Annotated in this window: 20 protein-coding genes and 1 riboswitch; of the genes, 8 read left to right on the top strand and 12 right to left on the bottom strand. The window is 69.4% G+C overall.

Annotated features, from left to right (window positions below):
- The first annotated feature begins 116 nt into the window (after positions 1-116).
- From G495_RS0103235 to G495_RS0103210, 6 genes are all read left to right on the top strand, one after another.
- Positions 117-1,073 carry a universal stress protein gene (locus G495_RS0103235; RefSeq protein ID WP_028586630.1) on the top strand — a complete coding sequence of 319 codons (957 nt, stop codon included), beginning with the start codon at positions 117-119 and terminating at the stop codon, positions 1,071-1,073.
- 96 nt (positions 1,074-1,169) lie between these two features.
- Positions 1,170-2,528 (top strand): (Fe-S)-binding protein, encoded by a 1,359-nt coding sequence (locus tag G495_RS0103230; protein ID WP_051445017.1) that lies wholly within the window; start codon positions 1,170-1,172, stop codon positions 2,526-2,528.
- Between the two features lie 332 nt (positions 2,529-2,860).
- The gene (locus G495_RS0103225; RefSeq protein ID WP_028586628.1) at positions 2,861-4,453 is read left to right on the top strand and encodes a sigma-54-dependent Fis family transcriptional regulator; all 1,593 of its coding nucleotides are present in this window, start codon (positions 2,861-2,863) and stop codon (positions 4,451-4,453) included.
- Between the two features lie 120 nt (positions 4,454-4,573).
- A complete protein-coding gene (locus tag G495_RS0103220; RefSeq protein ID WP_028586627.1) occupies positions 4,574-5,383 on the top strand; it encodes an outer membrane lipoprotein-sorting protein in 810 nt (269 codons plus the stop codon).
- Between the two features lie 33 nt (positions 5,384-5,416).
- Positions 5,417-8,215 carry an MMPL family transporter gene (locus G495_RS0103215; RefSeq protein ID WP_028586626.1) on the top strand — a complete coding sequence of 933 codons (2,799 nt, stop codon included), beginning with the start codon at positions 5,417-5,419 and terminating at the stop codon, positions 8,213-8,215.
- A gap of 4 nt (positions 8,216-8,219) precedes the next feature.
- Positions 8,220-9,779, top strand: coding sequence for a hypothetical protein (locus G495_RS0103210; protein ID WP_028586625.1), 1,560 nt, complete (start codon positions 8,220-8,222; stop codon positions 9,777-9,779).
- A gap of 111 nt (positions 9,780-9,890) precedes the next feature.
- Here G495_RS0103210 and G495_RS0103205 read toward each other — a convergent pair whose 3' ends face one another.
- From G495_RS0103205 to nifH, 12 genes are all read right to left on the bottom strand, one after another.
- Entirely contained in the window at positions 9,891-10,136 is a 246-nt protein-coding gene (locus tag G495_RS0103205; RefSeq protein WP_028586624.1) for a hypothetical protein, read from the bottom strand.
- A gap of 69 nt (positions 10,137-10,205) precedes the next feature.
- Positions 10,206-11,504 carry a radical SAM protein gene (locus G495_RS0103200; RefSeq protein ID WP_051445016.1) on the bottom strand — a complete coding sequence of 433 codons (1,299 nt, stop codon included), beginning with the start codon at positions 11,502-11,504 and terminating at the stop codon, positions 10,206-10,208.
- A gap of 12 nt (positions 11,505-11,516) precedes the next feature.
- Entirely contained in the window at positions 11,517-12,875 is a 1,359-nt protein-coding gene (locus tag G495_RS0103195) for a nitrogenase component 1 (protein ID WP_028586622.1), read from the bottom strand.
- A complete protein-coding gene (gene nifE / locus G495_RS17345; protein WP_084457811.1) occupies positions 12,875-14,320 on the bottom strand; it encodes a nitrogenase iron-molybdenum cofactor biosynthesis protein NifE in 1,446 nt (481 codons plus the stop codon). The genes G495_RS0103195 and nifE overlap by 1 nt, the downstream gene beginning before the upstream one ends.
- Before the next feature lies 1 nt (position 14,321).
- The gene (locus G495_RS0103185) at positions 14,322-14,792 is read right to left on the bottom strand and encodes a GNAT family N-acetyltransferase (protein WP_028586621.1); all 471 of its coding nucleotides are present in this window, start codon (positions 14,790-14,792) and stop codon (positions 14,322-14,324) included.
- 12 nt (positions 14,793-14,804) lie between these two features.
- On the bottom strand, positions 14,805-15,107 hold the full coding sequence (locus tag G495_RS0103180; protein WP_028586620.1) for a (2Fe-2S) ferredoxin domain-containing protein: 303 nt from the start codon (positions 15,105-15,107) through the stop codon (positions 14,805-14,807).
- A gap of 49 nt (positions 15,108-15,156) precedes the next feature.
- On the bottom strand, positions 15,157-16,290 hold the full coding sequence (locus G495_RS0103175) for a NifB/NifX family molybdenum-iron cluster-binding protein (protein WP_028586619.1): 1,134 nt from the start codon (positions 16,288-16,290) through the stop codon (positions 15,157-15,159).
- A gap of 61 nt (positions 16,291-16,351) precedes the next feature.
- The gene (gene nifK / locus G495_RS0103170; protein WP_028586618.1) at positions 16,352-17,728 is read right to left on the bottom strand and encodes a nitrogenase molybdenum-iron protein subunit beta; all 1,377 of its coding nucleotides are present in this window, start codon (positions 17,726-17,728) and stop codon (positions 16,352-16,354) included.
- A 34-nt stretch (positions 17,729-17,762) separates the two neighbouring features.
- Complete coding sequence (nifD, locus tag G495_RS0103165; RefSeq protein ID WP_028586617.1) at positions 17,763-19,394, bottom strand: nitrogenase molybdenum-iron protein alpha chain; 1,632 nt, start codon at positions 19,392-19,394, stop codon at positions 17,763-17,765.
- Positions 19,395-19,413: 19 nt separating this feature from the next.
- Positions 19,414-19,788 carry a P-II family nitrogen regulator gene (locus G495_RS0103160; protein WP_028586616.1) on the bottom strand — a complete coding sequence of 125 codons (375 nt, stop codon included), beginning with the start codon at positions 19,786-19,788 and terminating at the stop codon, positions 19,414-19,416.
- On the bottom strand, positions 19,785-20,138 hold the full coding sequence (locus G495_RS0103155; protein ID WP_084457892.1) for a P-II family nitrogen regulator: 354 nt from the start codon (positions 20,136-20,138) through the stop codon (positions 19,785-19,787). The genes G495_RS0103160 and G495_RS0103155 overlap by 4 nt, the downstream gene beginning before the upstream one ends.
- Before the next feature lie 48 nt (positions 20,139-20,186).
- Positions 20,187-21,014 carry a nitrogenase iron protein gene (gene nifH, locus G495_RS0103150; RefSeq protein WP_028586614.1) on the bottom strand — a complete coding sequence of 276 codons (828 nt, stop codon included), beginning with the start codon at positions 21,012-21,014 and terminating at the stop codon, positions 20,187-20,189.
- A 342-nt stretch (positions 21,015-21,356) separates the two neighbouring features.
- On the opposite strand from nifH, the gene G495_RS0103145 reads away from it, so the two are divergent.
- The gene (locus G495_RS0103145; protein WP_028586613.1) at positions 21,357-22,463 is read left to right on the top strand and encodes a LeuA family protein; all 1,107 of its coding nucleotides are present in this window, start codon (positions 21,357-21,359) and stop codon (positions 22,461-22,463) included.
- A gap of 35 nt (positions 22,464-22,498) precedes the next feature.
- A riboswitch (TPP riboswitch) is annotated at positions 22,499-22,603 on the top strand.
- Positions 22,604-22,702: 99 nt separating this feature from the next.
- Positions 22,703-22,903, top strand: a complete 201-nt coding sequence (gene thiS / locus G495_RS0103140; RefSeq protein ID WP_028586612.1) for a sulfur carrier protein ThiS — start codon at positions 22,703-22,705, stop codon at positions 22,901-22,903.

Here is a 22,903-nt window from a genome sequence, read left to right as displayed (position 1 = left end):
CCACCGCGCCCCGCAAGGGGCCGCCGGAGGGCGGAGGCGCGCCCGCCCCCCGGCCCAGGCCCGGCCCGTCCGGGCACCAAGGCCGAGGATCAACCCTGCAACAGGGGGGTAACGCCATGTTCAAGGACATCGTACTGGCTGTGACACCGTCCGAGGTCTGCCGCAGCGCGGCCAACGCCGCCTTCGCCTTCGCCCGCAAGCACGAGGCGAACATGACCCTGCTTCACGTCTGTGGCCTGCCGTCCCACGGCTGGGGCGCCATCGAGCACCTCATGCCGTCGGGCGAGGTGGAGCGCATCACCGCGACCATCCGGCAGGTCTACGCCCGCCAGCTGGCGGACTGCCCGGGCTGCGACGTGCTCGTGGTGCCCGGCATCCCGCACGCGGAAATCCTGCGCCTGGCGCGCAAGAAGAACGCGGACCTCATCGTCATGGGTTGCAGCACCGAAGACGACCTGCAACGCCGTTCGCGCATGTGGGGCATCGCGGGCTCGAACATCGAGCGCGTGAGCCAGAAGGCGCGCTGCCCGGTGATGATCGTGGCCAACGAGGTGCCCGAGGGCCGCATGCAGTTCGCCAGCATCGTGGTCGCCACGGACTTCTCCTTCCAGGCCGAATGCGCCGTGGGCTACGGCGGGCAGCTCGCCCGCCAGTACGGCGCGGCCCTGCACGTGTTCCACGCCCTGGACGTGGGCCACGGCATGGAGGCGCCCGACCAGCGCCAGATCGAGGCGGGCATCGCCGAGGCGCGCGGGCGCATGCTCAAGGAGTTCGCCCCGCGCCTGGAGGGCATCCGCGAGGTGTCCTACGAGAGCTGGGAGGGCGTGCCGTCCATGGAGATCCTCAAGTACGCCCGCATGCGCGGGGCCGACCTGATCCTCATGGCCCACCACAGCCGGGAGAAGGACCCCGAGGAGGCCTACCTGGGCTCCACGGTGGCCCAGGTGGCGCTCAACGCCAGCTGCCCGACCATGAGCATCAACCGCCACTTCGACCTGCGCTGCGGCATGTTCTACGACCAGTCCGGCGCCGCCGTGCGGCCCGAGCAGGCCGCCGAGCCGACCACCGCCTAGCCCCAAGGCCCCGGGGCCCCTGCCGCCCCGGGGCCGCAACGGCCCGCCGCAGGAGCATCCCGCCCCCGGCGGGCCCAAGCGCCCAAGGAGCACGCCATGGACACCGCACCCCAAACCGCCGCGCCCCAGGCCCCGCCGCCCGTGGTTCCCCGGGCGATGCCCGCCGAGGTCCGCGACTATCTGGCCAAGTTCGACTTCAACGCCTGCATGGCCTGCGGCACCTGCTCCAACGGCTGCCCCGTCACCGGCACCCCGGGCATGGAGGGCTGGGACACCCGCCGCGTCATGCGCATGCTGGCCCTGGGCCTGGTGGACGAGGTGGTGGCCTCGGCCTTCCCCTGGCTATGCACGGGCTGCGGCCGTTGCTCCCAGGCCTGCCCCCAGGGCGTGGACATCCCCGGGGTCATGGGCCACATGAAGCACCTGCGCGAGCGCGACAAGGTGCCCGGCAGCCTGCACAAGGGCATGGCCAACAACGTCGAGAGCGGCAACAACCTGGCCATCGCCCGCGAGGACTACCTCACCGGCATGGCCGAGCTGGGCCAGGAAATGGCCGACGACGACTGCCCGGGCTTCTACGTGCCCGTGGACCGGCAGGAGGCCAAGATCCTGTTCTTCCCCAACTCCAAGGAGGTCTACGGCGACTTCGAGGACCAGCTCTGGTGGTGGCGCATCTTCTACGCCGCGCGCGAGAACTGGACCGTGCCCAGCGAGGGCTGGGAGGCCGTGGACTGGGCGCTGTTCACCGGCAACTACGACGCCAACCGCCTGTTGGCCAAGCGCAAGATCGACTACATGCAGCGCATGGGCATCGAACGCATGATCATGCCCGACTGCGGCGGCGGGTCCTACGGCTGCCGCAAGGGCATGGAGCGCTGCGTGGTGGAGGACCCCAACAACCGCGTGGGCTACATCTACCTCTACGACTACCTGGTGGAGCTGATCCGCGACGGGCGCATCCGCCTGGACCCGTCGGTCAACGCCGGGCGGCGCTTCACCTGGCACGACTCGTGTAAGCACGGACGCGAGCTGCTGCGCCACTTCGGGCGCGGATTCTTCGAGGAGCCGCGCTGGATCCTGCGCCAGTGCGTGGACGACTTCGTGGAGATGACCCCCAACCGCGAGCTGAACTACTGCTGCGGCGCCGGGGGCGGCATGTGGCCCATGCCCTACGAAAAGGAGTCCGCCTGGCACGCGCGCCACAAGTTCAACCAGATCCGGCGCACCGGGGCCGACGTGGTGGTGGTGGGCTGCTCCAACTGCCGCGACCAGATCATGAAGCGCATCCCCAAGTTCTACCCCGAGGCCAGGTACGAGGTGAAGTACATCTGGCAGCTCGTGGCCGAAACCCTGGTGCTCGACCCCTGGGCCGAGGCCGAGGCCGGGCGGGCCCAGGCCGAGGCCAAGGCCCAGTGGGAGCGCCTGGGCGTGGACCTGGAGAACCAGGAATACTGACCCCGGCCCGCGCAGCCCCGCCCGCCCCGCAGCGCATCGCCCGCCGTGCATCACCCGGCCCGCACCGCCCGGGCAAGCCCGCCGCCGCCGACACCCCCGGCGGCGGCGGCGTCCGCGCGCCCTGCGGGAATTGACAATTCCATCCAGAGCGTTCGACAATTTTGACCAAACCAGGGGCGTCTTTTCCGTTTTTGTCAAGCAGCGCAGAAGCCACCCGCGCAGCACCTGCCGCCGCCGCCCAGAAAAAGGCATTGAAATCAGCACACTGGACGCAGCCCCCCGGGAACGCCGGGCGCCGTGCGCTCCGGCATTGCGGTTGCATAGCTCCCCGCATGCCGCCGTCCCTGACCCAGATCAAGCTCCAGGTGCTCTCCGAGATCAGCACCATCATCCACAAAGCCCTGGACCTCGGCCAGGCCCTCAAGGAAGCCCTGCGCATCCTGTCGGCCTCCCTGGCCATGGAGCGCGCCACCGTGACCATGCTCGACCGCGACACCGGCGAGCTGGTCATCATGGCCTCCCACGGGCTGACCGACGAGGAGCGCCGCCGGGGCGTCTACAAGACCAGCGAGGGCGCCACGGGGAAGATATTCCGCACCGCCGCGCCGCTGCACATCCCCAACGTCTGCGACGAGCCGCTGTTCCTGAACAAGACCCGCGCCCGCGACGGCGGCGCGCGCCCGGTGTCCTACACCGGGGTGCCCATCATCCTGGGCAACGAGACCATCGGCGTGCTCAGTGTGGACCGGCTCTTCGGCCAGGGCGTGGACGTGCGCGAGGACATCGACTTCCTCAACGTGGTGGCCACCCTGTTGGCCCAGATGTTTCGCATCAGCGAGACCGTGCGCCAGCGCGAGGAGGAACTGCGCCGCGAAAACGTGACCCTCAAGTACCAGATTTCCAAGGAGACGCGCGGGCTGTACATCGTCGGCGCCAGCACGCCCATGCAGGAGGTGGAGCGCCAGATCGAGAAGGTCGCGCCCACCAAGGCCACGGTGCTGCTGCTCGGCGAGTCCGGCACGGGCAAGACGCTTATCGCGCGCATCATCCACGACCTCTCCGAACGCAAGGCCCATCCCTTCGTCAAGGTCAACTGCGCCTCCATCCCCGAAAACCTCCTGGAATCCGAGCTGTTCGGCTACGAGAAGGGCGCCTTCACCGGGGCCACGTCCTCCAAGCCCGGGCGCTTCGAGGACGCCCACCGGGGCAGCATCTTCCTGGACGAAATCGGCGAACTGCCCCTGCCGCTGCAATCCAAGCTGCTGCGCGTGATCCAGGAGCGCGAGTTCGAGCGCATCGGCGGCAACCGCACCATCACCGTGGACGTGCGCATCCTGGCCGCCACCAACCGCGACCTGCGCGAGCTGGTGGACCAGGGCGACTTCCGCCTGGACCTCTACTACCGCCTGAACGTGTTTCCCATCACCGTGCCGCCCCTGCGCCGCCGCAAGGAGGACGTGCCCGGCCTGCTCAACCACTTCCTGCGCAAGATGGCCCACGAGTACGGGCGCAACCTCTTCCTGACCCCCGGCGCGCTGGACTTCCTCACCGCGCGCGACTGGCCGGGCAACGTGCGCGAGCTGGAGCACCTGGTGGAGCGGCTGGTCATCATGGCCGAAGGCGACCGCATCGACGAGCAGCTGGTGCGCCTGGCCCTGGACCCCGGGGCCGGGGCGCCTGCGGAACCGGGCGGGCCCGCGCCCGAGCGCGCGGCCTCCCCGGGCGCCTTTCCAGTCCGCAAGCACTCGCTCAAGGAAATGGAGCGCGCCGAGATCATCGCCGCCCTGCGCGAGGCGGGCTGGATCAAGCGCCGCGCCGCCGAAGCCCTGGGGCTCACCGAGCGCCAGATCGGCTACCGCATCCGCAAGTTCGACCTCGAAGGCCGCGTGAGCTCCGAGCGCATGCGCCTGCGCAACGCGCGCTGACCCGCCGCCCGACCGCGCCCCGGCCCCGGCCAGCCCCCGAAAGCGAGGGCCCGGCCCAATATTTCCGATGGAAATGCTGGCGTTGTTCATTTATGCTCCGCCCCGAAAAAGGAGCACGCCATGCACAGCACGATCATCGCCGCCTTCGCGGCATGCCTCTTCCTCGCCCTGGGTCCCGCCCCGGCCCTGGCCGACGCCAAGGCCGAAGGCCGGGCCATCCTGGAGCGCCAGCGCGACCTGCACGAAACGTCCAGCGCCACGTCCACCGTGGTCATGATCCTGGCCGACAATGCGGGGAACAAGAAGCAGCGCGAGTTCAAGACCTGGAAGAAGACCATGGACGACGGACTGGCGCGCACCCTCATGGCCTTCACCGCCCCGGCGGACCTGGCCGGCACGGCCCTGCTGAGCTGGGAGACCGGCGACGGCCAGGCCAAACAGTGGCTGTACATGCCCGCCACGGGCAAGATGCAGCGCGTGGCCTCCAGCTCCAAGGCCGACTTCTTCATGGGCACCGACTTCACCTACGAGGACATGGAGCCCGACGACCTGGACCAGTACGACATGACCCTCACCGGCTCGGCGGAACTGGACGGCCAGGACTGCCACATCGTCGAGGTCACCCCGGCCACCGAGGCCAAGGCCAAGGAGTCGGGCTACGGCAAGCGCGTGTTCTACGTGCGCAAGGACATCACCTTCACCGTCAAGATCGAGTACCACGACCCGCGCGGCCGCCTCGTCAAGGTCCAGACCGCCCACGACCTGGAAAACGTGCGCGGCCAGATGTGGATCGCCCGCAAGACGCTGATGAACAACCTGCGCGCCAAGCACCAGACCCTCATGGGCCTGGCCGCCTTCGAGGTGGACGCGGCCATCGACGACGCGGTGTTCACCGAACGGTACGTGATGGAAGGCCGCCCCCTGCAATAAGCCCGGGGCCAGCCCGCCCCGTGGAGGTGTCCCGTGCAGCGTCTCATGCGCCAGGCCTACGACAGGCCCTGGACGGTTGTCCTGATCCTGGCGGCGATCACCGCCTGCGCCCTGTTCATCGCCAAGGACCTGCGCATCGACCCGTCGGTGAACGGGATGATGACCGACGACCCCCGGGCGCGCGAGGCTTACGAGCGCACGGTGGCCACCTTCGGCACCGACCAGGTCACCGTCATCTGCCTGCGCGACGCCGACCTGTTCGACCCGGACCGCCTGGCGCTCATCGAGGAGTTGGCCTACCAGCTCGAAGGGCTGCCCGGGGTGGTGCGCGTGGAGAGCCTGTTCTCCGCCGCCGACTTCCGCCACGACGAGGGCACCCTGCGCTCCGGCCCGCTCATGCGCCAGCCCCCGGCGGACCGCGCCGAGGCCGAGGCCATCCGCCAGCGGGCCCTGGAAAGCCCCCTGGTGGCGGGCAACCTGCTCTCCGAGGACGGCACCACCACTTCGGTCAACGTGTTCATCGAGCCCGACAACGCCGACCCCGAATACTACAACACCCTGGCCGCCTCCATCGAAACCCTGCTCGAGCCCTGCCAGGGCCGCTTCGAGGAGGCCTTCCAGCTCGGCAACCCCTATTTCCGCACGGTCATCTCCAAGACCATGATCGACGACCAGCTGCGCCTGGTGCCGCTGTCGGTGCTGGTGCTGGTGCTGACGCTGGTGCTCATGACCCGCTCGCCCGCCAGCGCCATCCTGCCGCTGCTCACGGCGGGCACCAGCATCTGCTGGATGGCCGCCTTCATGGTCCTGGCCGACATCCCCCTGAACATCCTGACCATGATCGTGCCCTCGCTGGTCATCGTCATCGGCTCCACCGAGGACATCCACCTCATTTCCGAATACCGCGAAGGGCTGCACAAGCGCGGCCCGGGCCGGCTGGCCTTCGACTACATGGTCTCCAAGATGGGCGTGGTCATCCTCATCACCAGCCTGACCACCTTCCTGGGCTTCGCCTCCATCACGGTGAACAAGATCGAGATCCTGCGCCAGTTCGGCATGGCCGCCGCCTTCGGGCTCTTGGTCAACCCCATCGTCACCGTAGTGCTCATCCCGGCCTACCTGCGCCTGACGGGCGGGCGCGGCGCCTCGCCCCAGGCCCCCGCCGGGCCCGCCCAGCCCGACGACGACGAGGACGGCGAGCCCCAGCCCTGGAAGAAGGGCCTGAGCGTCTTCGACATGCTGGGCCGCGCCGCCAGCGCCGCCGCCAACCGCCACGACCGCAAGCTCGTGGCCGGGCTGCTGCTCTTCGCCGCCGGGCTGGCCCTGTTCTCCTTCAACGTGCGGCTGAACAACGACATCCTGGGCGTATTCAAGAAATCCTCGCCCATCCGCCAGCGCACCGAGGCCATGAGCGCGCACCTGCCCGGGGTGCAGACCTTCTCCATCGCCATCGCCAGCGGCGTGGAGGGCATGTTCAGAAAACCCGACGCCCTGGGCAAGGTCGCCGCCATCCAGGACTACATCGCCGCCAGCCCGGCCTTCGACGCGTCCTTCTCCCTGGCCGACTCCCTGCGGCTCATCAACCGCGAGATGCGCGGCGGCGACCCCGCCCACTACACCATCCCCGAAAGCGAGGCGCTGGTCGCGCAGTACCTGCTGTTCATCCACGACTCGGACCTGCGCCGCAGCGCCAGCCCCGACTTCAGCGAGTTCCACATCCTGGTGCGCCACAGCCTGCAATCGTCCTACGAGCAGAAACAGGCCCTGGACGACCTGCGGCGCTTCATGAACCAGACCCTGGGCCCGCACTACAAGAGCGAGTTCACCGGCGAGAGCATGCTCATCCTGGGCGGGGCCGACAGCATCGCCGAGGGCCAGGCCCTGTCCATCGCCCTGCTGCTGGGCATCATCTTCGTCATCATGTCCGTGCTCTTCGTCAACGTGAAGGCCGGGCTGCTCTCGCTGCTGCCCAACGTCTTCCCGGTGCTGATCATGTTCGGCACCATGGGCCTGACGGGCATCCCGCTGAACATCGGCACGGCCATGGTCGCGGCCATCGCCATCGGCATCGCCGTGGACGACACCATCCACTTCATGACCCGCTACAACAAGGAAATGCTGCGCCTGAAAGACCAGCACCGGGCCATGGAGGTCTGCATCCACGCCGAGATCAGGCCGGTGACGGCCACCTCCCTGGCCCTGGCCCTGGGCTTTTCGGTGCTCCTGGCCTCGGAGTTCGTGACCATCGTCCAGTTCGGCGCCCTCTCGGCCCTGGTGATGATCGTCGCCCTGGTGGGCGACCTGCTGCTCACCGGGCCGCTGCTGACCAACACCAAGCTGCTCACCCTGTGGGACATGCTCTCGCTGCATGTGGACCCGCAGGTCATCCGCCAGTCGGAATTCTTCCGCGACCTGCGGCTGTGGCACATCAAGAAGATCATTCTCATGGGCCGCATCCAGGAGCGCCGCGCCGGGGAGACCATCTTCAAGGAGTGGGACCAGGGCGACTCCATGTACATCATCCTGCACGGCGAGGTGCGCGCCTTCTCCACCGAGGAGGACACCGGGCGCGAGGTGCCCTACGCCCTGTTCGGCGTGGGCGACGTGTTCGGCCAGACGGCCATGCTCGACCCCGGGCCGCGCTCCTACTCCGCCCGCGCCCACTCGGACCTGCACGTGGTCGAGATCAGCAACGCCGACTTCAACCGCCTGCACCGCCTCTACCCGCGCCTGGCCAGCATGGCCCACCGCAACCTGGCGCGCATCCTCGGGCACAGGCTGGCCATCGCCAACGTCATGTACTACCAGAAATCCCTGCAAAACCAAGGATGACGCCATGACACTCCCCGCCCCCCGCATCCGCACCCGCGCCCTGGCCCTGGGCGCCTGGCTGCTGGCCCTGGCCCTGGCCGCCCTGCCCGCCGCCGCCGACGAGGTGGACCTGCTCCAGGACCTGGACGCCGCCATGGCCTCCAGCGCGAAGAAACAGCAGGACGCCCCGCAGGACAAGGGCGCCGCCGCCCAGTTCGCCGACAACCTGGACCTCACCGTGCGCCTGCGCGGGGCCCACTTCACCCAGAGCGCGGGCGACGACCCCCTGCCCAAGGACACCCAGGACAGCCACGGCGAACTCCGCCTGGAATACGCCACCAGCGCCGCCGTGGAGCGCGTGCGCCTGGCGACCTCGGGCTGGTTTGAGATCGGCAACCAGGAGGACACCTACGCGGGCGTGAGCCGCTTCTTCCAGGACGACAACCGCCGCCGCAACGCCTGGGAAATCAACGAGCTCTACGCCGTGGTGGACCTGGACGCGGCGGAGCTGACCCTGGGGCGCAAGATATTCCAGAACGGCATCTCGACCCTGGTCTCCCCGGCCAACCGCTACAGCCCCGTGGACTTCAACGACCCGCTGGACCCGCGCCGCCTGGGCGTGTGGCAGGCGGCCCTGGACGTGCCCGACGGCGACACCACCTGGACCGTGGCCGTGATGCCCTTCTTCAGCCCGCCCAAGACCCCCAGCCCCGAGTCGCGCTGGGTCTCCGGCGAGGCCTGGGGCGGCATCCCCGGCTACTTCGGGGGCGACCAGGGCCAGTTCGACGACTTCCTGGAATGGCTGCACTTCTTCTCCAGCCTGACCCAGGTGGACCTGGTGTCGCTGTTCGAGCGCTTCTTCGACATCAGCTTCGGCGGCACCACGCCCGACATCACCACCACCTACGACCTGCCCGACGCCGACGACCCCGACCAGTGGGGCTATTTTGGCCGCGTGAAGACCTCGGCGGGCCAGTGGGACCTGTTCGCCTCGGCCTTCCGGGGCCCGAGCATCTACCCCGTGATGCGCGCCGACCTGGACCTGGCCGCCCCGGCGGTGCACATCGCCGTGGAGCACCCCATCACCGACCAGGTGGCGGGCGGCTTCTCCACCACCTGGAAGGAGCTGGAATTCCACGGCGAAGCCCTCTACTCCCACGCCGAGGACGGCAAGGACGACAGCTATGTGCACTATGTGGGCGGCAGCACCTGGTCCAACCAGTCCTGGCCGGCACGCCTGGGCCTGCACCGCATGGACCTGACGGCGGAGTACGTGGGTGAGAGCATCACCCAGCGCCAGAACGCCGACGGCTACTTCATCTCCTCGCGCGACGCGCGCCTGGGCCGCAACGACATGGTGCTGCGCGCCGAGCTGTTCCTAACCCAGGACCTGAGCCTGCACTACCTGGCCGACATCCTGCTCTCCAACTCCGCACGCATGCACCGCATGGGCACCGTCTGGCGCCTGACGGACAACCTGACCTGGCAGACGGCCCTGGAACTCTTCGACGGCCCCGGCACCAGCTACTACGGCCGCTGGCGCGACCAGGACCGCGTGGTCACCACGCTGGAATACCGCTTCTAGGGCCCAACGGGAAACGCAGGGCAGACACTGCCCCACCTCCACAACGACAAAAGCCCCGCCGATGCCTTCGGCGGGGCTTTTGTGTCTTGCTCTGCGGCCATCCGCCGCGGGTCAGCTCTCCGGGCCGATGGTGCGCACGGAAACGATTTTGTCCCAGTCGTAATAGGTGTTCATGGTCTTGCCGTCCTTCACGCCGGTCACGCGGACGAATTCCTCGCCAATGAACAGGGTCGCGTCGCCGTAGACCTCGCCCTCGTTGACCTGGATGGCGATGTCGCCGCGCAGCTTGCGCGACAGGGTGCCGTGAACAGGTTTGGATGCGTACTCGAAAACCTTCTCCAGGGTCGCCTTGTTCATCGTGTCCTCCTCGCCTTGCGGCGTTTTGTTGCTTTGTGTCTCGGCGCCCGGGGGGCGGCCCCGCCCGGGTCAGCCGCAGCCCTCGCCGCTGCCGCCGCCCCGGCAGCAGCCGCCGCCGACCCCGGCCCGGCGGGCCTTGAAGGGCGCCAGGTCGCCGCCGCCCAGGGCCGCGGCCAGCACGTCGGCGATGAACCCGGAGCAGACCTCCACCTCCAGGCCGTATTCGCCCAGGAGCTGGGTGGGCGTGGGCCCGGCGGCGGCGCACAGCACGGCGCGGCAGTCGCGCAGGGTGGCGGCCAGGGCCTCCCAGCGCTTGGGGCCGCAGCCCGCAGGCGGCGCCTGGCGCACCTCCATGAGCACAGGCGCGCCGCCGCGCAGGCCCCAGATCTGGAACTCCCGGGCCTCGCCCAGGTGCTGGTTGACCAGCATGCCCTCGCGGGTGGCCACGGCCACGAAGGGCCGGGCCTCGGCCACGGGCAGCTCCAGGCGCGAGCAGGCCGACAGGCAGCCCGCCATCTCGCCCGAGCGGTCGTCGTCCAGCAGGCCCACGGCGTCGGCGCGGCAGCGGCGGCAATGGGTCATCTGGGCCAGGTGCTCCCCGGCGGCCTTGCGCAGGGTGCCGATCTCGGCGGCGGTGGGCTCGGGCAGGTGGCCGAAGGCCGTGCCCGCATTGGGGTGCAGGGGGATGAGGTTGTGCAGGTCCACGCCCTCGGCGGCCATGGCCCGCGCGATCTCCACCACATGGTGGTCGTTGATCCCGGGCAGCACGATGGTGTTGACCTTGACGGTGATGCCGCGCGCCTTGAGCCCGCGCACGGACTCCATCTGGCGCGCCAGGATCAGCCGCCCCGCCTCCAGCCCCCGGTAGACGACCTTGCCGTCGCGCACCCACTTGTAGACCGCCCCGGCGATGGCCGGGGCCACGGCATTGACGGTCACGGTCATATGCGTCACGCCCAGCCCGGCCACGGCGTCCAGGTACGGCGGCAGGGCCAGCCCGTTGGTGGACACGCAAAACAGCAGGTGCGGGAAGCGCTCGCGGATCAGGCGCATGGTCTCCAGGGTTTCCACGGCGTTGGCAAAGGGGTCGCCGGGCCCGGCGATGCCCGCCACGGTGATACGCGGCTCCTTGTCCAGCACCTGCTCCATGTAGCGCGCGGCCTGGGCCGGGGCGAGCACGGCGGAGGTCACGCCCGGGCGCGACTCGTTCACGCAGTCGAACTTGCGGTTGCAGAAGTTGCACAGCACGTTGCAGCGCGGGGCCACCGGCAGGTGCACGCGCCCGCACTCGCCCTTCACGTCCTTGTTGAAGCAGGGGTGCATCACGGTGTTGCGCGCGGGGCGGGGCGCGAGGTTCAGCTCGGTCATGGCTGGGCTCTCCTAGATGTATCCGTATCCGATGTCGGAGCCGGTCTGCTTGCGTTCGATGACGGTGTTGACGATGCGGTCGAAAAGCTCCTGGGCGCCCCGGTAGCCGACGTGGTGCAGGCGCTGGCCGCCGAAGCGGTCGTGGATGGGGAAGCCCACGCGCACCAGGGGCGCGTCCAGGCGGCCCGCGGCGCGGTAGCCCTTGGAGTGGCCCACCAGCAGATCCGGCGCCAGGGCCCGGGCCTGCTCCTCGATCTCCCAGAAATCCGCGCCCGTGCGCACCTGGGGCAGCTCGGGCATCAGCCCCTGGCAGACCTCGGCGATGGCCCGGCCAAAGCCCTCGCCGCGCGCGCCCGTGGCGCACAGCACCGGGCGCACGCCGATCTCGGCCAAAAGCGCCGTCAGGCCGACCACAAGGTCCTCCTCGCCGTAGACCACGGCCCGCTTGCCGAACACGTACTTGTGGCCGTCCACATAGGCGTCCACCAGCCGTCCGCGCTCCAGCTCCAGCTCCCGGGGCATGGGGCTGCCCGTGGCGGTTTCCAGGGCGGCGACGAAGGTGTCGGTCTCGCGCAGGCCGATGGGCAGGCCCACGCGCGCCAGGGGCACGCCGAAGCGCTGGGCCAGGACGGTGCCCGCCGTGGCCTTGGCCCCGGCCAGCACGCGCCCGCACTCGATGCTGCCCAGGGCGCCGCCCATGGCCCGCACGGCCTCAAGGGGCGTACCGCCCGCAGGGATGGTCTGGTAGTCCTCCTGGGCCGGGCCGTCCAAGGTGTCGGCGTAGTCGGGCAAGAGCACGGGCTCGGCCCCGAAGCCGCGCACCATCTCGCGCAGCTGGCGCAGGTCCGCCGCCGAGACGAACCCGGGCATGACGTTGACCGTGCGCGAGGCCGGGGCGCCCTCCTCGGCCAACTGCTCGGCCAGGGCGCGCACGGCGCCGTGGAAGCCCTCCATATGTGTGCCCGCATAGCTGGGCGTGGCCACATGGACCACCTCGGGCAGGTCCAGGTCGGCGAACTCGGCGCGGAACTCCTTGAGGATCATGGGCACGTCGTCGCCGATGGTTTCGGTCAGGCAGGTGCTGGCCACGCCGATGACCCGGGGCTCGTATTTGCGCATGACGTTGAGCAGGCCCTTCTTGAGGTTCGGGCCTCCGCCGTACACGGCGTTCTTCTCGCCCAGGGCCGAGGAGGCGATGTCCACCGGCTCGCGGAAATGGGAGATGACATAGCGGCGCATGTAGGTCGCGCAGCCCTGGGAGCCGTGCAGGAAGGGCACGCAGCCCGCCACGCCCTTGAAGGCCAGGGCCGCGCCCAGGGGCGTGCACAGCTTGCAGGCATTGGTGGTGGAGACGTAGGGCGAATCCTTCATCACAGCTCTCCTTGCGGCGCGGGGCGGCGGGCCGGGGTGTCGTCCGAAGACGGGGGTGTGGGCATCGTCAGTTGCCGGGTGGGTTGCGCCCCCGGCCCGCCGCGTCGCCTGGGCACGAAATTCCACACCGGGCTCATCACCGAGGCGTGGACCTCGCGCGCAAAGTTGAGCATGCCCACGAAGCCTTCCAGGGCCTCCTTGCGCTCGTGGTTGTGGTCGCAAAAGCCCACCCCGAGCTTGAAGGCAATGGGCCGCTCCTTGACCCCGCCCACGAACACGTCCACGTCCTTCTCCTTGATGAACTGGGACAGTTCCAGGGGGTTGGCGTCGTCCACGATGATCGTGCCGGGGTCGGTGATGGCGGCCAGCTCCTCGTAGTCCTCGCGGGTGCCAGTCTGCGAGCCGACCACCACCACCTGCATGCCCAGGTGGCGGAAGGCCTTGATGAGCGAGAAGGCCTTGAAGGCGCCGCCCACGTACACGGCGGCGCGCCGGCCCTCCAGGTCGCGGCGCAGCTCCCGGAGCTGCGGGAAGAGCACTTCCAGTTCCTCGCGCACCAGGGCCTTGGTGCGGGCCACGATCTGCGGGTCCACGTCCTTGAAATGCTCGGCCACGGCGTAGAGCGAGTCGGCCATGTCCTCGATACCCAGCCAGGAGACGCGGATGAAGGGCTTGCCGTGGCGCTCCTTGATCATCCGCGCCAGGTCCATGGTGGCGCCGGAGCACTGCACGAGATTCAGGGCCGCGCCGTGGGCCCGGCGCAGGTCGGCCACGCGCCCGTCGCCGGTGACGTTGGCCACCACCTCCACGCCCATGCGCGCCAGGTAGTCGCGGATGATCCAGATCTCCCCGGCCAGGTTGAAATCGCCGAACAGGTTCACGGACACCGGGGCCACGCCGGACACGTCGGCGGTGCCCACCAGGCGCATCATGGCCTTGCAGGCCGCCTCGTAGCCCTCGCGCTTGTTGCCCTTGAAGCCCTCGGACATGACCGGGATCACCGGGATGCCCTTGTCCTGCTCCACCTTGCGGCACACGGCCTGGAGGTCGTCGCCGATGATGCCCACGATGCAGGTGGAGTAGACAAAGGCGGCCTTGGGCCGGTGGCGGTCGATGAGTTCGGTCAGCGCCGCCGTGAGCTTGGGCTCGCCGCCGAAGATCACGTCGCGCTCCTGAAGGTCCGTGGAGAATGACAGGCGGTGCAGCTCCGGGCCCGAGGACAGGGCGCCACGGATGTCCCAAGTGTAGGCCGCGCAGCCGATGGGCCCGTGGACCAGATGCAGCGCGTCGGCGATGGGATAGAGCACCACGCGCGAGCCGCAGAACACGCAGGCCCGCTGGCTCACCGCCCCGGCCAGGCTCTCGCGGTTGCAGGCGATGTCGAAGGGGCTTTCGCCCACGGTGTGGACCTGGTCCTTGCGTTCCTTGAGTAGGCCCGTGCTCATGTCAGGCTCCTGGGGTCTCGCGTCTGCGCAGGCAGACGAGTTGGGTGCTTGCGAATCCGGTCCGCGCATAGAAGGCCAGGGCCGGGGCGTTGTGGCGGTCGGCCAGCAGTTGCAGGCGCACGGCCCCGCGCCCGGCGGCCCAGGCCGCCACGGCGTCCAGCAGGGCCCGGCCCACGCCGCGCCCGCGCCAGCCGGGCAGGACGACCACGTCCTCCACCACCGCCGCCGGGCCGCCCTCGGCGGTGGACACCAGCATCTGGCCGCTGCACATGCCCACCACCCCCTGGCCCCCGGCCTCGGCCACCAGCAGGCGGGCGCGCGGGTCCCCCAGCAGCAGGGCCAGGCCCCGGGCCTGGGCCGCCGGGTCGGGCTGGAAGTCCGCCTCCAGGGCGAACAACTCGCCCAGCAGGCCGACCATGGCGGGCAGGTCGGCGGCGTCGGCGGGGCGGATGGTCACGGGGGCGATGGGCATGGGCGGCTCCTGCTAGGCGATGAGGTACTCGGCGGCGGGCTCGCCCGCCTCGATGCCGTCCAGGATGGCGTCGATGGCCGCCTCGCTGGCCACACCCTTGAACCACCAGTTGTCCGGCTGCACGACCATCACCGGCCCGGCCTCGCACTGCTTGAGGCAGCCGGTGGCGGCGATCTGCACGTCCAGACCGCGGTCCAGGATTTCCTCTTCGAGATATTGCAAAAAGCCCTCGGTCTGCTTGTGGCAGATGCCCTTGGGGTCGCCCCCGGAACGGAAGCTCTGGCAGACGAGGATGATGCGCTCGGGAAGGGCCATGGGGAGTTCTCCTTTGTATCGGGTGTGGGGTGTGAATCGTCTCGCGGGGCTAGCAGCAGCGCCGCTTGCCCTTGTTTGCGCCGCCCAGCAGCGCGTCCACCGCGCCCTCGACGCCGCCCTCGCAGGCCAGCACGCGCAACCCGCGCCGGGCAAGGATGGCGCGCGGCTTCTCGCCCGCGCCAGAGGCCAGCAGGGCGAAACAGTCGTCCAGCAGCTCGGCCACGGCCTCCCAGCGGGCGTCGCCGCCGCCGGGCGCCGGGGCCGGACGGACCCCGCGCAGCGCCGTGAGCCCGCCCTCGGGGCCGTAGATCAAAAAGCGCGCCGCCTGGCCCAGGTGCTGGTCCACGGCCACGCCGCCCAGGCTGCACACGGCCACGTTGGGCCGCCCGGGCCCGGGGCCGGGGGCCGGGGCCGGAGCGTCCGGGGCCGGGGCGCCGCAGCGGGCCTTCCCGTCCAGCAGCGGCAGATGCCGCGCGGCCAGGGTGCGCAGCCGGGCCATGAGCGCGGGGCCGGGGCGCAGGGCCGCCCAGTCGTCGTCCGCCCCCGCGTAGGGCATGAGCTGCATGGCCCCGGCACCCAGGGCAGCCATGGTCGCGGCCACGGGCTCCACCTGCGCGTCGTTGACCCCGGCGTACACGGTGGTGTTGATCTTCACGGCGATGCCTGCCGCGCGCAGGGCCGACACGGCCCCGGCCTGGGCCTCCACCAGGGCCCGGGCGGCCTCGGGCAGGGCCACGGTGTGCACCCCGGGGCGAATCCAGGCGTACAGCGCCTGCACCGCCTCCGGGCTCACGGCGTCCACCAGCAGCGTGACCAGGCCCACGCCGTGGGCGGCCAGCTCCGGGGCCAGGGCTCCGGCGCCCAGGCCCAGGGTGGTCAGGCACAGGGCGGCGCGCGGGCAGCGGGCCCGGGCCAGGCGCAGGGCCTCCAGGGTCGGGCCGGGGGCGGCCAGGGGATCGCCCGGCCCGGTGATGGCGATGACCTGCGGCTCGGCCCCGGCGGCCAGGGCCGCGTCCAGCAGGTCCATGGCCTGCTCCGGGGCCAGGGCCCCGGGGGCCTCGCCCGCAGGGGCGAAGCGGCTGCGCGCGCTGGCGCGCACCGCCACGGGCAGGTGCAGCCGGACGGCCCCGGCGGACCGGGGGCCGAGGCAGGGATGCGGGGCCGTGGGGCTCGGGCTGGTCATGGCTGCTTCTCGCGGTGGCAAAATGTTGCCCGGGGAGGGCGCCCCTCCCCGGGAAGGGGTGCTAGAGCACCAGCTCGAAGGTCTGTTCGGGATCGTCGCGGTCCTTGCGGTCCAGCAGCACGCCCAGGATCTTCTCCAGCAGGCGCAGGCCGCCCTTGTAGCCCACGGTGGGGAAGTACTGGTGGCCCTGGCGGTCCAGGATCGGGAAGCCCCAACGCACGAAGGGGATGTCCTCGTCGCGGGCCATGTACTTGCAGTAGGTGTTGCCGATGAGCAGATCCACGGGCTCGTTCTTGATCCACTGGTGGAGCAGGAACATATCGCCCCCGGCGCGCACGTTGACCTCGCAGGGCAGGCCTGCGGTCAGTTCCTTGATGCGCCGCTCGAAGGCCTTGCCCGGGGTGCCGGTGACGACGTGCACGGGCAGCATGTCCAGGGTCACCAGGAACTCGACCATGCTGACGAGCTGGTCGGGGTCGCCCACCAGGGCCACCTTCTTGTGGTAGAAGTACTGGTGCATGTCGGAGATGAGGTCCACCAGCTGCCCGCGCTCCAGGGCGACCTCGTCGGGCACGGTAACGCCCGCCAGGATGCGCAGGGCGTCCACGAAGCGGTCGGTGGCGCGCAGGCCGAAGGGCATGTCCAGCACCTTGCAGGGCACCTTGCACTGCGAGTCGAGCAGGCGCGCGGCATCGCCCGAGCACAGTTCGCCCAGGGCCAGGGTGCCCATGGCGTCGCCGGTGGCCTTGAGGTCGGCCACGGTGGTGCCGCCGTCGGGGAACATCTTGTACTCACCCGACAGCGGGCCGTTGAGCACGCCGGAGGTATCGGGGAACAGGATGTGTTCCACGCCCACCAGGGTGGCCAGGCGCTTGATCTCCTCCATGTCGGCGGGCTCCACCCAGCCGGGGATGATGTTCACCTTGCCGTTCTTCTTGCCCGTCTTTTCCGAGAAGGCCGCCACCATGCTCTTGACCATGGCCGAGAAGCCGGTGACGTGGGAGCCCACGTAGCTCGGGGTGGAGGCGCCGATGACGTGCTTGCCCGCCGGGATCTTGCCTTCCTTCTGTGCCTTGTCGGCGATCTGCTTCAGGTCGTCGCCGATGGTCTCGGACAGGCAGGTGGTGTGCACGGCGATGACGTCGGGCTCGTAGACGGTGAAGATGTTCTCGATGGCCTGCAGCAGATTGGCCTGCCCGCCGAACACCGAGGCGCCCTCGGTGAACGAGCTGGTGGCCGCGCTGACGGGCTCCTTGTAGTGCCGGGTCAGGGCGCTGCGGTGGTAGGCGCAGCAGCCCTGGGAGCCGTGGCTGTGCGGCAGGCAGCCGTGGATGCCGAGCGCCGCGTACATGGCGCCGATGGGCTGGCAGGTCTTGGCCGGGTTGATGGTCAAGGCCTTGCGCTCGGCGACTTCCTTGGGGGTGTGTCTGAGTAGCATGTCGGTTTCCTTGAGCGGTAGTGGGCCGGGCCCGTTATTCCCAGACGTAGGCGGCGGAGAGTTCGGGGTGCTCCTGCCAGGGGGCCTTCATGTAGCCCCAGACCTTGCTGTTCACCAGGCGGTCGATTTCCTTGTAGAAGTTCACCGCGCCCTGGAACCCCGCATAGGGGCCGCCGGAGTCGTAGCTGTGCAGCTGCTTCATGGGGATGCCCAGCTTCTGGATGGAGAACTTCTCCTTGATGCCCGCGCAGAAGATGTCCGGGCGCAGCAGTTCCACGAGCTTCTCGGCCTCGTACTGGTTCAGGTCGTCCACCACGAGGGTGCCCTTGTCCATGTCGGGGACCAGGCCGTCGTAGTGCTTGAACTTGAAGCCGGCCTCTTCGAGCTTCTTCAGCTCTTCCGGGCTCTTGCGGGGTGCGAAGCGCGTGGGGTCGGCCTCGACTTCCAGCTCCTCGATGTTGCGCGAGTCGGCGTCCACCTTGAGCTCGGGGATGACGTGGCGGCCTTCGTAGTCGTCGCGGTGGGCGAACTCGTAGCCCGCCGAGATGGTCTGCATGCCCATTTCGGCGAACAGGTCCTGGTAGTGGTGGGCGCGCGAGCCGCCCACGAAGAGCATGGCCGTCTTGCCCTCGGTGCGCGTGCGCACGTCGGCGGCCACGGCCTCCACGGCGGGCATCTCCTCGGCGATGACCTCTTCCACGCGGTCGATGAGCGAGCGGTCGCCGAAGTACTGGGCGATCTTGCGCAGCGACTTGGCCGTGGACGCGGCGCCGATGAAGTTCACCTTGATCCACGGGATGCCGTACTTGGTCTCCAGCATGTCGGCCACGTAGTTGATGGAGCGGTGGCACATCACGGCGTTGAGGTCGGCCTTGTGGGCCGAGGCGAACTGGTCGTAGGTCGAGTTGCCCGAGAAGGTGGCGTTGTTGGTGATGCCGCACTTCTTGAGGATGCGGTCGATCTCGAAGCCGTCGCCGCCGATGTTGTACTCGCCCAGCAGGTTGATGCGGTACTCCCCGGGCTTGTCGGCGTCGTTCTCGCCCACCACGTGGCGGAAGATCTGGTTGTTGGCGATGTGGTGCCCGGCGGACTGGGACACGCCCTTGTAGCCCTCGCAGGAGAAGGCGAAGACGTTGCAGTCGCCGAACTTGGCCTTCATCTTGCGGGCCACGGCGTGGATATCGTCGCCGATGAGCCCCACCGGGCAGGTGGCGAAGATGGCGATGGCCTTGGGATGGAAGATCTCGTAGGCCTCCTCGATGGCCGCTTCGAGCTTCTTTTCCCCGCCGAAGATGATGTCCTGGTCCTGCATGTCGGTGGAGAAGCAGTAGGTCATGTAGTTCTCGGCGCCGGGGGCCGAGGCGTCGGTCTGGTTGCGGCGCGTGAGCCAGGAGTAGAAGCCGCAGCCGATGGGCCCGTGGGTGATGTTCACGATGTCGCGGGTGGGCCCGAGGATGACGCCCTTGCAGCCCGCGTAGGTGCAGCCGCGCATGGTGATGATGCCCGGGATGGTCCGCACGTTGGCGGTGATCTCGGGGGTCTCGGCCTGCTGGGCCTCGTTGATCATGATCTGCTTGGCGCGCTTTCTGGCCACCTTGGGAGGATACTTGCGCAGCAGTTCCTCCTTCACCTCGGTGGGCGCCAGCCCGTTCTTGGTCGTCGCCATGGGAATCCCTCGCGTAGGGTTAGAGAATGGACTTCAGCCCCGCCTCGCCGGTGCGGACGCGGACCGCGTCGGCCACGGGCAGGACGAAGATCTTGCCGTCGCCGGGCTTGCCGGTGCGGTTGGCCTCGACGATGGCCGCCACCACGCCGGGCACCTGGTCGTCCTTGACCACCACGGTGACCATGCGCTTGGGGTAGAGCTTGCCCTTCTCGCCCAGCAGGGCGGCGGCTTCCTCGTAGCCCTTGGTGGCCCCGGCCACGAGGGCGGGGTTGACAAACCCCTGGCCCCGGCCCTGGGCCTCGTGGGCGAAGAAGGCGTCCACCCCGGCGGCGGTCAGGGCCTTCTTGGTCTGGTTCATCATGTTCATGCGCACGACGGCGATGATCTCCTTCATGCGGGCGCTCCTTCCGCCACCGGGGCGGTGTCTCTCACGCCGGAACTGATGGTGTAGACGTCCTCGACCTCGGAAACGAAGATCTTGCCGTCGCCGAAGGCGCCCTTCTTGCCCGAGCGCGCGGCGGTCATGATGGTCTGGATCACGAAGTCCTTGTCCTGGGCCTGGACCACGCTGATGAGCATGGTCTTGGGGATCTCGTCGTAGGTCACTTCGCCGATCTTGATGCCGCGCTGCTTGCCGCGCCCGGCCACGGAATACTTGGTCACCGCCGGGAACCCGGCGTCCATGAGGGCCGCAAGGACATCGTCCGCCTTCTCCGGCCTGACAATCGCTCTGACTATGATCATCGACATCGCTTCTCTCCTGTATTGTTTGCGGATGTTCGGGATTGCGGGCTAGGCAGCCATCAGGCCGTAGTCCATGAGCAGCTGCTCCAGCTCCTCAATGGCCAGGGGCTTGGGCACCACGAACATCTTGTTGTTGTCGATGGCCTTGGCCAGGTTGCGGTAGTGGTCGGCCTGGGACACGGCGCCGTTCCACTCGATGACGGTCTTGCGGTTGATCTCGGCGCGCTGCACGTCGTTGTCGCGCGGCACGAAGTAGATCATCTGGGTGCCGAGCTTCTTGGCCAGCTCCTGGATCATCTCCTTTTCGTTGTCCACGTTGCGCGAGTTGCAGATCAGCCCGCCCAGGCGCACGCTGCCCGACTGGGCGTACTTCATGATGCCCTTGCAGATGTTGTTGGCCGCGTACATGGCCATCATCTCGCCGGAGCACACGATGTAGATCTCCTCGGCCTTGCCGTCGCGGATGGGCATGGCGAAGCCGCCGCAGACCACGTCGCCCAGCACGTCGTAGAACGCGTAGTCCAGGCCCTCGGACTCCTCGTAGGCGCCCAGGTTCTCCAGCATGTTGATGGAGGTGATGATGCCGCGCCCGGCGCAGCCCACGCCCGGCTCGGGGCCGCCGGACTCCACGCACCAGGTGCCGCCGAATCCCGGCTTGCGGATATCGGAGAGGTCCACGTCCTCGCCTTCCTCGCGCAGGGTGTCCAGGACGGACTTCTGGGCCAGGCCGCCCAGCAGCAGGCGGGTGGAGTCCGCCTTGGGGTCGCAACCCACGACCATGACCTTGCGGCCCATTTCGGCCAGCCCGGCCACCGTGTTCTGCGTGGTGGTGGACTTGCCGATGCCGCCCTTTCCGTAAATGGCTACCTTTCGCATTGCTTGCCTCCCAGGTTGAAAGTGCTCGGGGATGTGTCGGTGTCTTGCCCGGGCTAGGGCAAAGGCCGTGCCAGAGCCGCAACACAGTATTAACAATCTGTTTTTATTAACTCTTAATGTTTCAATGCCGACCACAGACCCCAAAAGGCTACAAAAGCAGCGCCCCCGGCCCTACAAAAGCGTAGGAGTCTACCTTTTTGTCGCCTCACAGCCCCGGCAGAGCAGGGGCCCATGCCAGTAACACACTGTAAAAACTAGGAACAGCGCGCAGGCCCGCGCTGGCACCATCCCTGCAATGCCCCCTGACAGCCGCAAATGACATTTCCGCAAAAGGAGCCGCACATGCTGATCGACACCACCCTGCGCGAGGGCGCCCAGACCTACGGTGTCTACTTCGACACCGCCGCCAAGCGGGAGATCATGAAACTGCTGGCCCGGGCCGGGGTCGAGGAGATCGAGGCCGGGTGGGCCGGGCAGGAGGGGCTGGGCGAGCTGTTGGCCTGGGCGCGCGGGCTGGTGGCGCCCACGCAGCTCGCGGTCTGGTCGCGGCTCAAGGCCGCCGACGTGGAGCTGGCCGCCGCCGCCGGGGCCACGCGGCTGAACATCGGGGTGCCCGTATCCGACGCGCACCTGGGCGCGCGCCTGGGCACCTCGCGCGAGGCGCTTTTGCGCTGCATGCGCAACGTCATCCCCCTGGCCCGCAACCGGGGCATGGCCCACGTGTCCGTCGGCCTGGAAGACGCCTCGCGCGCCGACGAGGATTTCGTGCTGGAGGTCGCGCGCCACTGCGCGCGCCTGGGCGTGGACCGCGTGCGCCTGGCCGACAGCGTGGGCGTGCTCGATCCCATGGGCTCCGCCCGGCTGGTGGGGCTGGTGCGCCAGGTCTTTCCCGGCGCCGTGGGCGTGCATTGCCACGACGACTTCGGCATGGCCACGGCCAACGCCCTGAGCGCCCTGGGCGCGGGGGCGCAGTGGGCCGACGTGAGCGTGCTGGGCCTTGGCGAGCGCACGGGCGTGGCCCGCCTGGAGGAGGTGGCCTCGTTCCTGACCCTGCGCCGGGGCACGGCAGCCTACGACCTGCGCGCCGTGCGCGAGGCCTGCCTGCTGGTCAGCGCCGTGGCCGACGTGCCCATCCCGCGCGACAAGCCCATCTGCGGGCGCGACATCTTCGCCTGCGAAAGCGGGCTGCACGCCCACGGCATGCTGCGCGACCCGGCCCTGTTCGAGCCCTTCCCCCCCGGGGCCGTGGGCGCCCCCGAGGGCGCGCGCCAGGTGCGCCTGGGCGCCAAGAGCGGGCGCGCCGCCGTGGCCGCCGCCATGGACCGCATGGGCCGGGGCGCCGCCCCGGAGCCCGCCGTGGGCGAGGCCGTCCGGCGCGTGCGCAGCACCGCCACGGCCCTGGGCCGCCCGCTGACGGACCCCGAACTGGCCGCCGCCATCGGCGCATAGCCCGCTTTACATCGCCCCGCGAAGGGCATACCTTCACCTCGCGCTAGGGGAGCCCCGCAGGGGCTGAGAGGGGACGCCCGTCCCGACCCTCCGAACCTGATGCAGATCATTCTGCCGTAGGGAAGCCGGTTCCGAAGCAGCCTGCACACCCGTGGCGCGCCCGTCCCTCCCGGCGGGCGCGCCGCGTTTGCGGCCCACCCGCGAACCCGCCCCCCGGCACAACCCCGAGGAGGCGACCCATGACCCTCACTGTCAACGGCAGGGCCCGGCCCCTGCCCCGCCCGGCCACCCTGGCCGCCCTGCTGCACGACTGCGGGCTGGACCCCGCCGTGGTGGTGGTGGAGCGCAACGGGGCCGTCGTGCCCGGCGCGGACTACGCCACCACGCCCGTGGAACCCGGCGACACCCTGGAAATCCTGACCTTCGTGGGCGGAGGCTGA

Source organism: Desulfocurvus vexinensis DSM 17965 (assembly GCF_000519125.1).
Taxonomy (GTDB): Bacteria; Desulfobacterota; Desulfovibrionia; order Desulfovibrionales; family Desulfovibrionaceae; genus Desulfocurvus; species Desulfocurvus vexinensis.
The sequence above is the reverse complement of the archived record's forward strand: the minus strand, read 5'-3'. Positions and strand labels throughout refer to the sequence as shown.

What these genes read in the sequence shown, in the direction of transcription:
- G495_RS0103235 (WP_028586630.1), top strand. Translation starts at nt 117, where the DNA reads ATGTTCAAGGACATCGTACTGGCTGTGACACCGTCCGAGGTCTGCCGC.
- G495_RS0103230 (WP_051445017.1), top strand. Translation starts at nt 1,170, where the DNA reads ATGGACACCGCACCCCAAACCGCCGCGCCCCAGGCCCCGCCGCCCGTG.
- G495_RS0103225 (WP_028586628.1), top strand. Translation starts at nt 2,861, where the DNA reads ATGCCGCCGTCCCTGACCCAGATCAAGCTCCAGGTGCTCTCCGAGATC.
- G495_RS0103220 (WP_028586627.1), top strand. Translation starts at nt 4,574, where the DNA reads ATGCACAGCACGATCATCGCCGCCTTCGCGGCATGCCTCTTCCTCGCC.
- G495_RS0103210 (WP_028586625.1), top strand. Translation starts at nt 8,220, where the DNA reads ATGACACTCCCCGCCCCCCGCATCCGCACCCGCGCCCTGGCCCTGGGC.
- G495_RS0103205 (WP_028586624.1), bottom strand. Translation starts at nt 10,136, where the DNA reads ATGAACAAGGCGACCCTGGAGAAGGTTTTCGAGTACGCATCCAAACCT.
- G495_RS0103200 (WP_051445016.1), bottom strand. Translation starts at nt 11,504, where the DNA reads ATGACCGAGCTGAACCTCGCGCCCCGCCCCGCGCGCAACACCGTGATG.
- G495_RS0103195 (WP_028586622.1), bottom strand. Translation starts at nt 12,875, where the DNA reads ATGAAGGATTCGCCCTACGTCTCCACCACCAATGCCTGCAAGCTGTGC.
- nifE (WP_084457811.1), bottom strand. Translation starts at nt 14,320, where the DNA reads ATGAGCACGGGCCTACTCAAGGAACGCAAGGACCAGGTCCACACCGTG.
- G495_RS0103185 (WP_028586621.1), bottom strand. Translation starts at nt 14,792, where the DNA reads ATGCCCATCGCCCCCGTGACCATCCGCCCCGCCGACGCCGCCGACCTG.
- G495_RS0103180 (WP_028586620.1), bottom strand. Translation starts at nt 15,107, where the DNA reads ATGGCCCTTCCCGAGCGCATCATCCTCGTCTGCCAGAGCTTCCGTTCC.
- G495_RS0103175 (WP_028586619.1), bottom strand. Translation starts at nt 16,290, where the DNA reads ATGACCAGCCCGAGCCCCACGGCCCCGCATCCCTGCCTCGGCCCCCGG.
- nifK (WP_028586618.1), bottom strand. Translation starts at nt 17,728, where the DNA reads ATGCTACTCAGACACACCCCCAAGGAAGTCGCCGAGCGCAAGGCCTTG.
- nifD (WP_028586617.1), bottom strand. Translation starts at nt 19,394, where the DNA reads ATGGCGACGACCAAGAACGGGCTGGCGCCCACCGAGGTGAAGGAGGAA.
- G495_RS0103160 (WP_028586616.1), bottom strand. Translation starts at nt 19,788, where the DNA reads ATGAAGGAGATCATCGCCGTCGTGCGCATGAACATGATGAACCAGACC.
- G495_RS0103155 (WP_084457892.1), bottom strand. Translation starts at nt 20,138, where the DNA reads ATGATCATAGTCAGAGCGATTGTCAGGCCGGAGAAGGCGGACGATGTC.
- nifH (WP_028586614.1), bottom strand. Translation starts at nt 21,014, where the DNA reads ATGCGAAAGGTAGCCATTTACGGAAAGGGCGGCATCGGCAAGTCCACC.
- G495_RS0103145 (WP_028586613.1), top strand. Translation starts at nt 21,357, where the DNA reads ATGCTGATCGACACCACCCTGCGCGAGGGCGCCCAGACCTACGGTGTC.
- thiS (WP_028586612.1), top strand. Translation starts at nt 22,703, where the DNA reads ATGACCCTCACTGTCAACGGCAGGGCCCGGCCCCTGCCCCGCCCGGCC.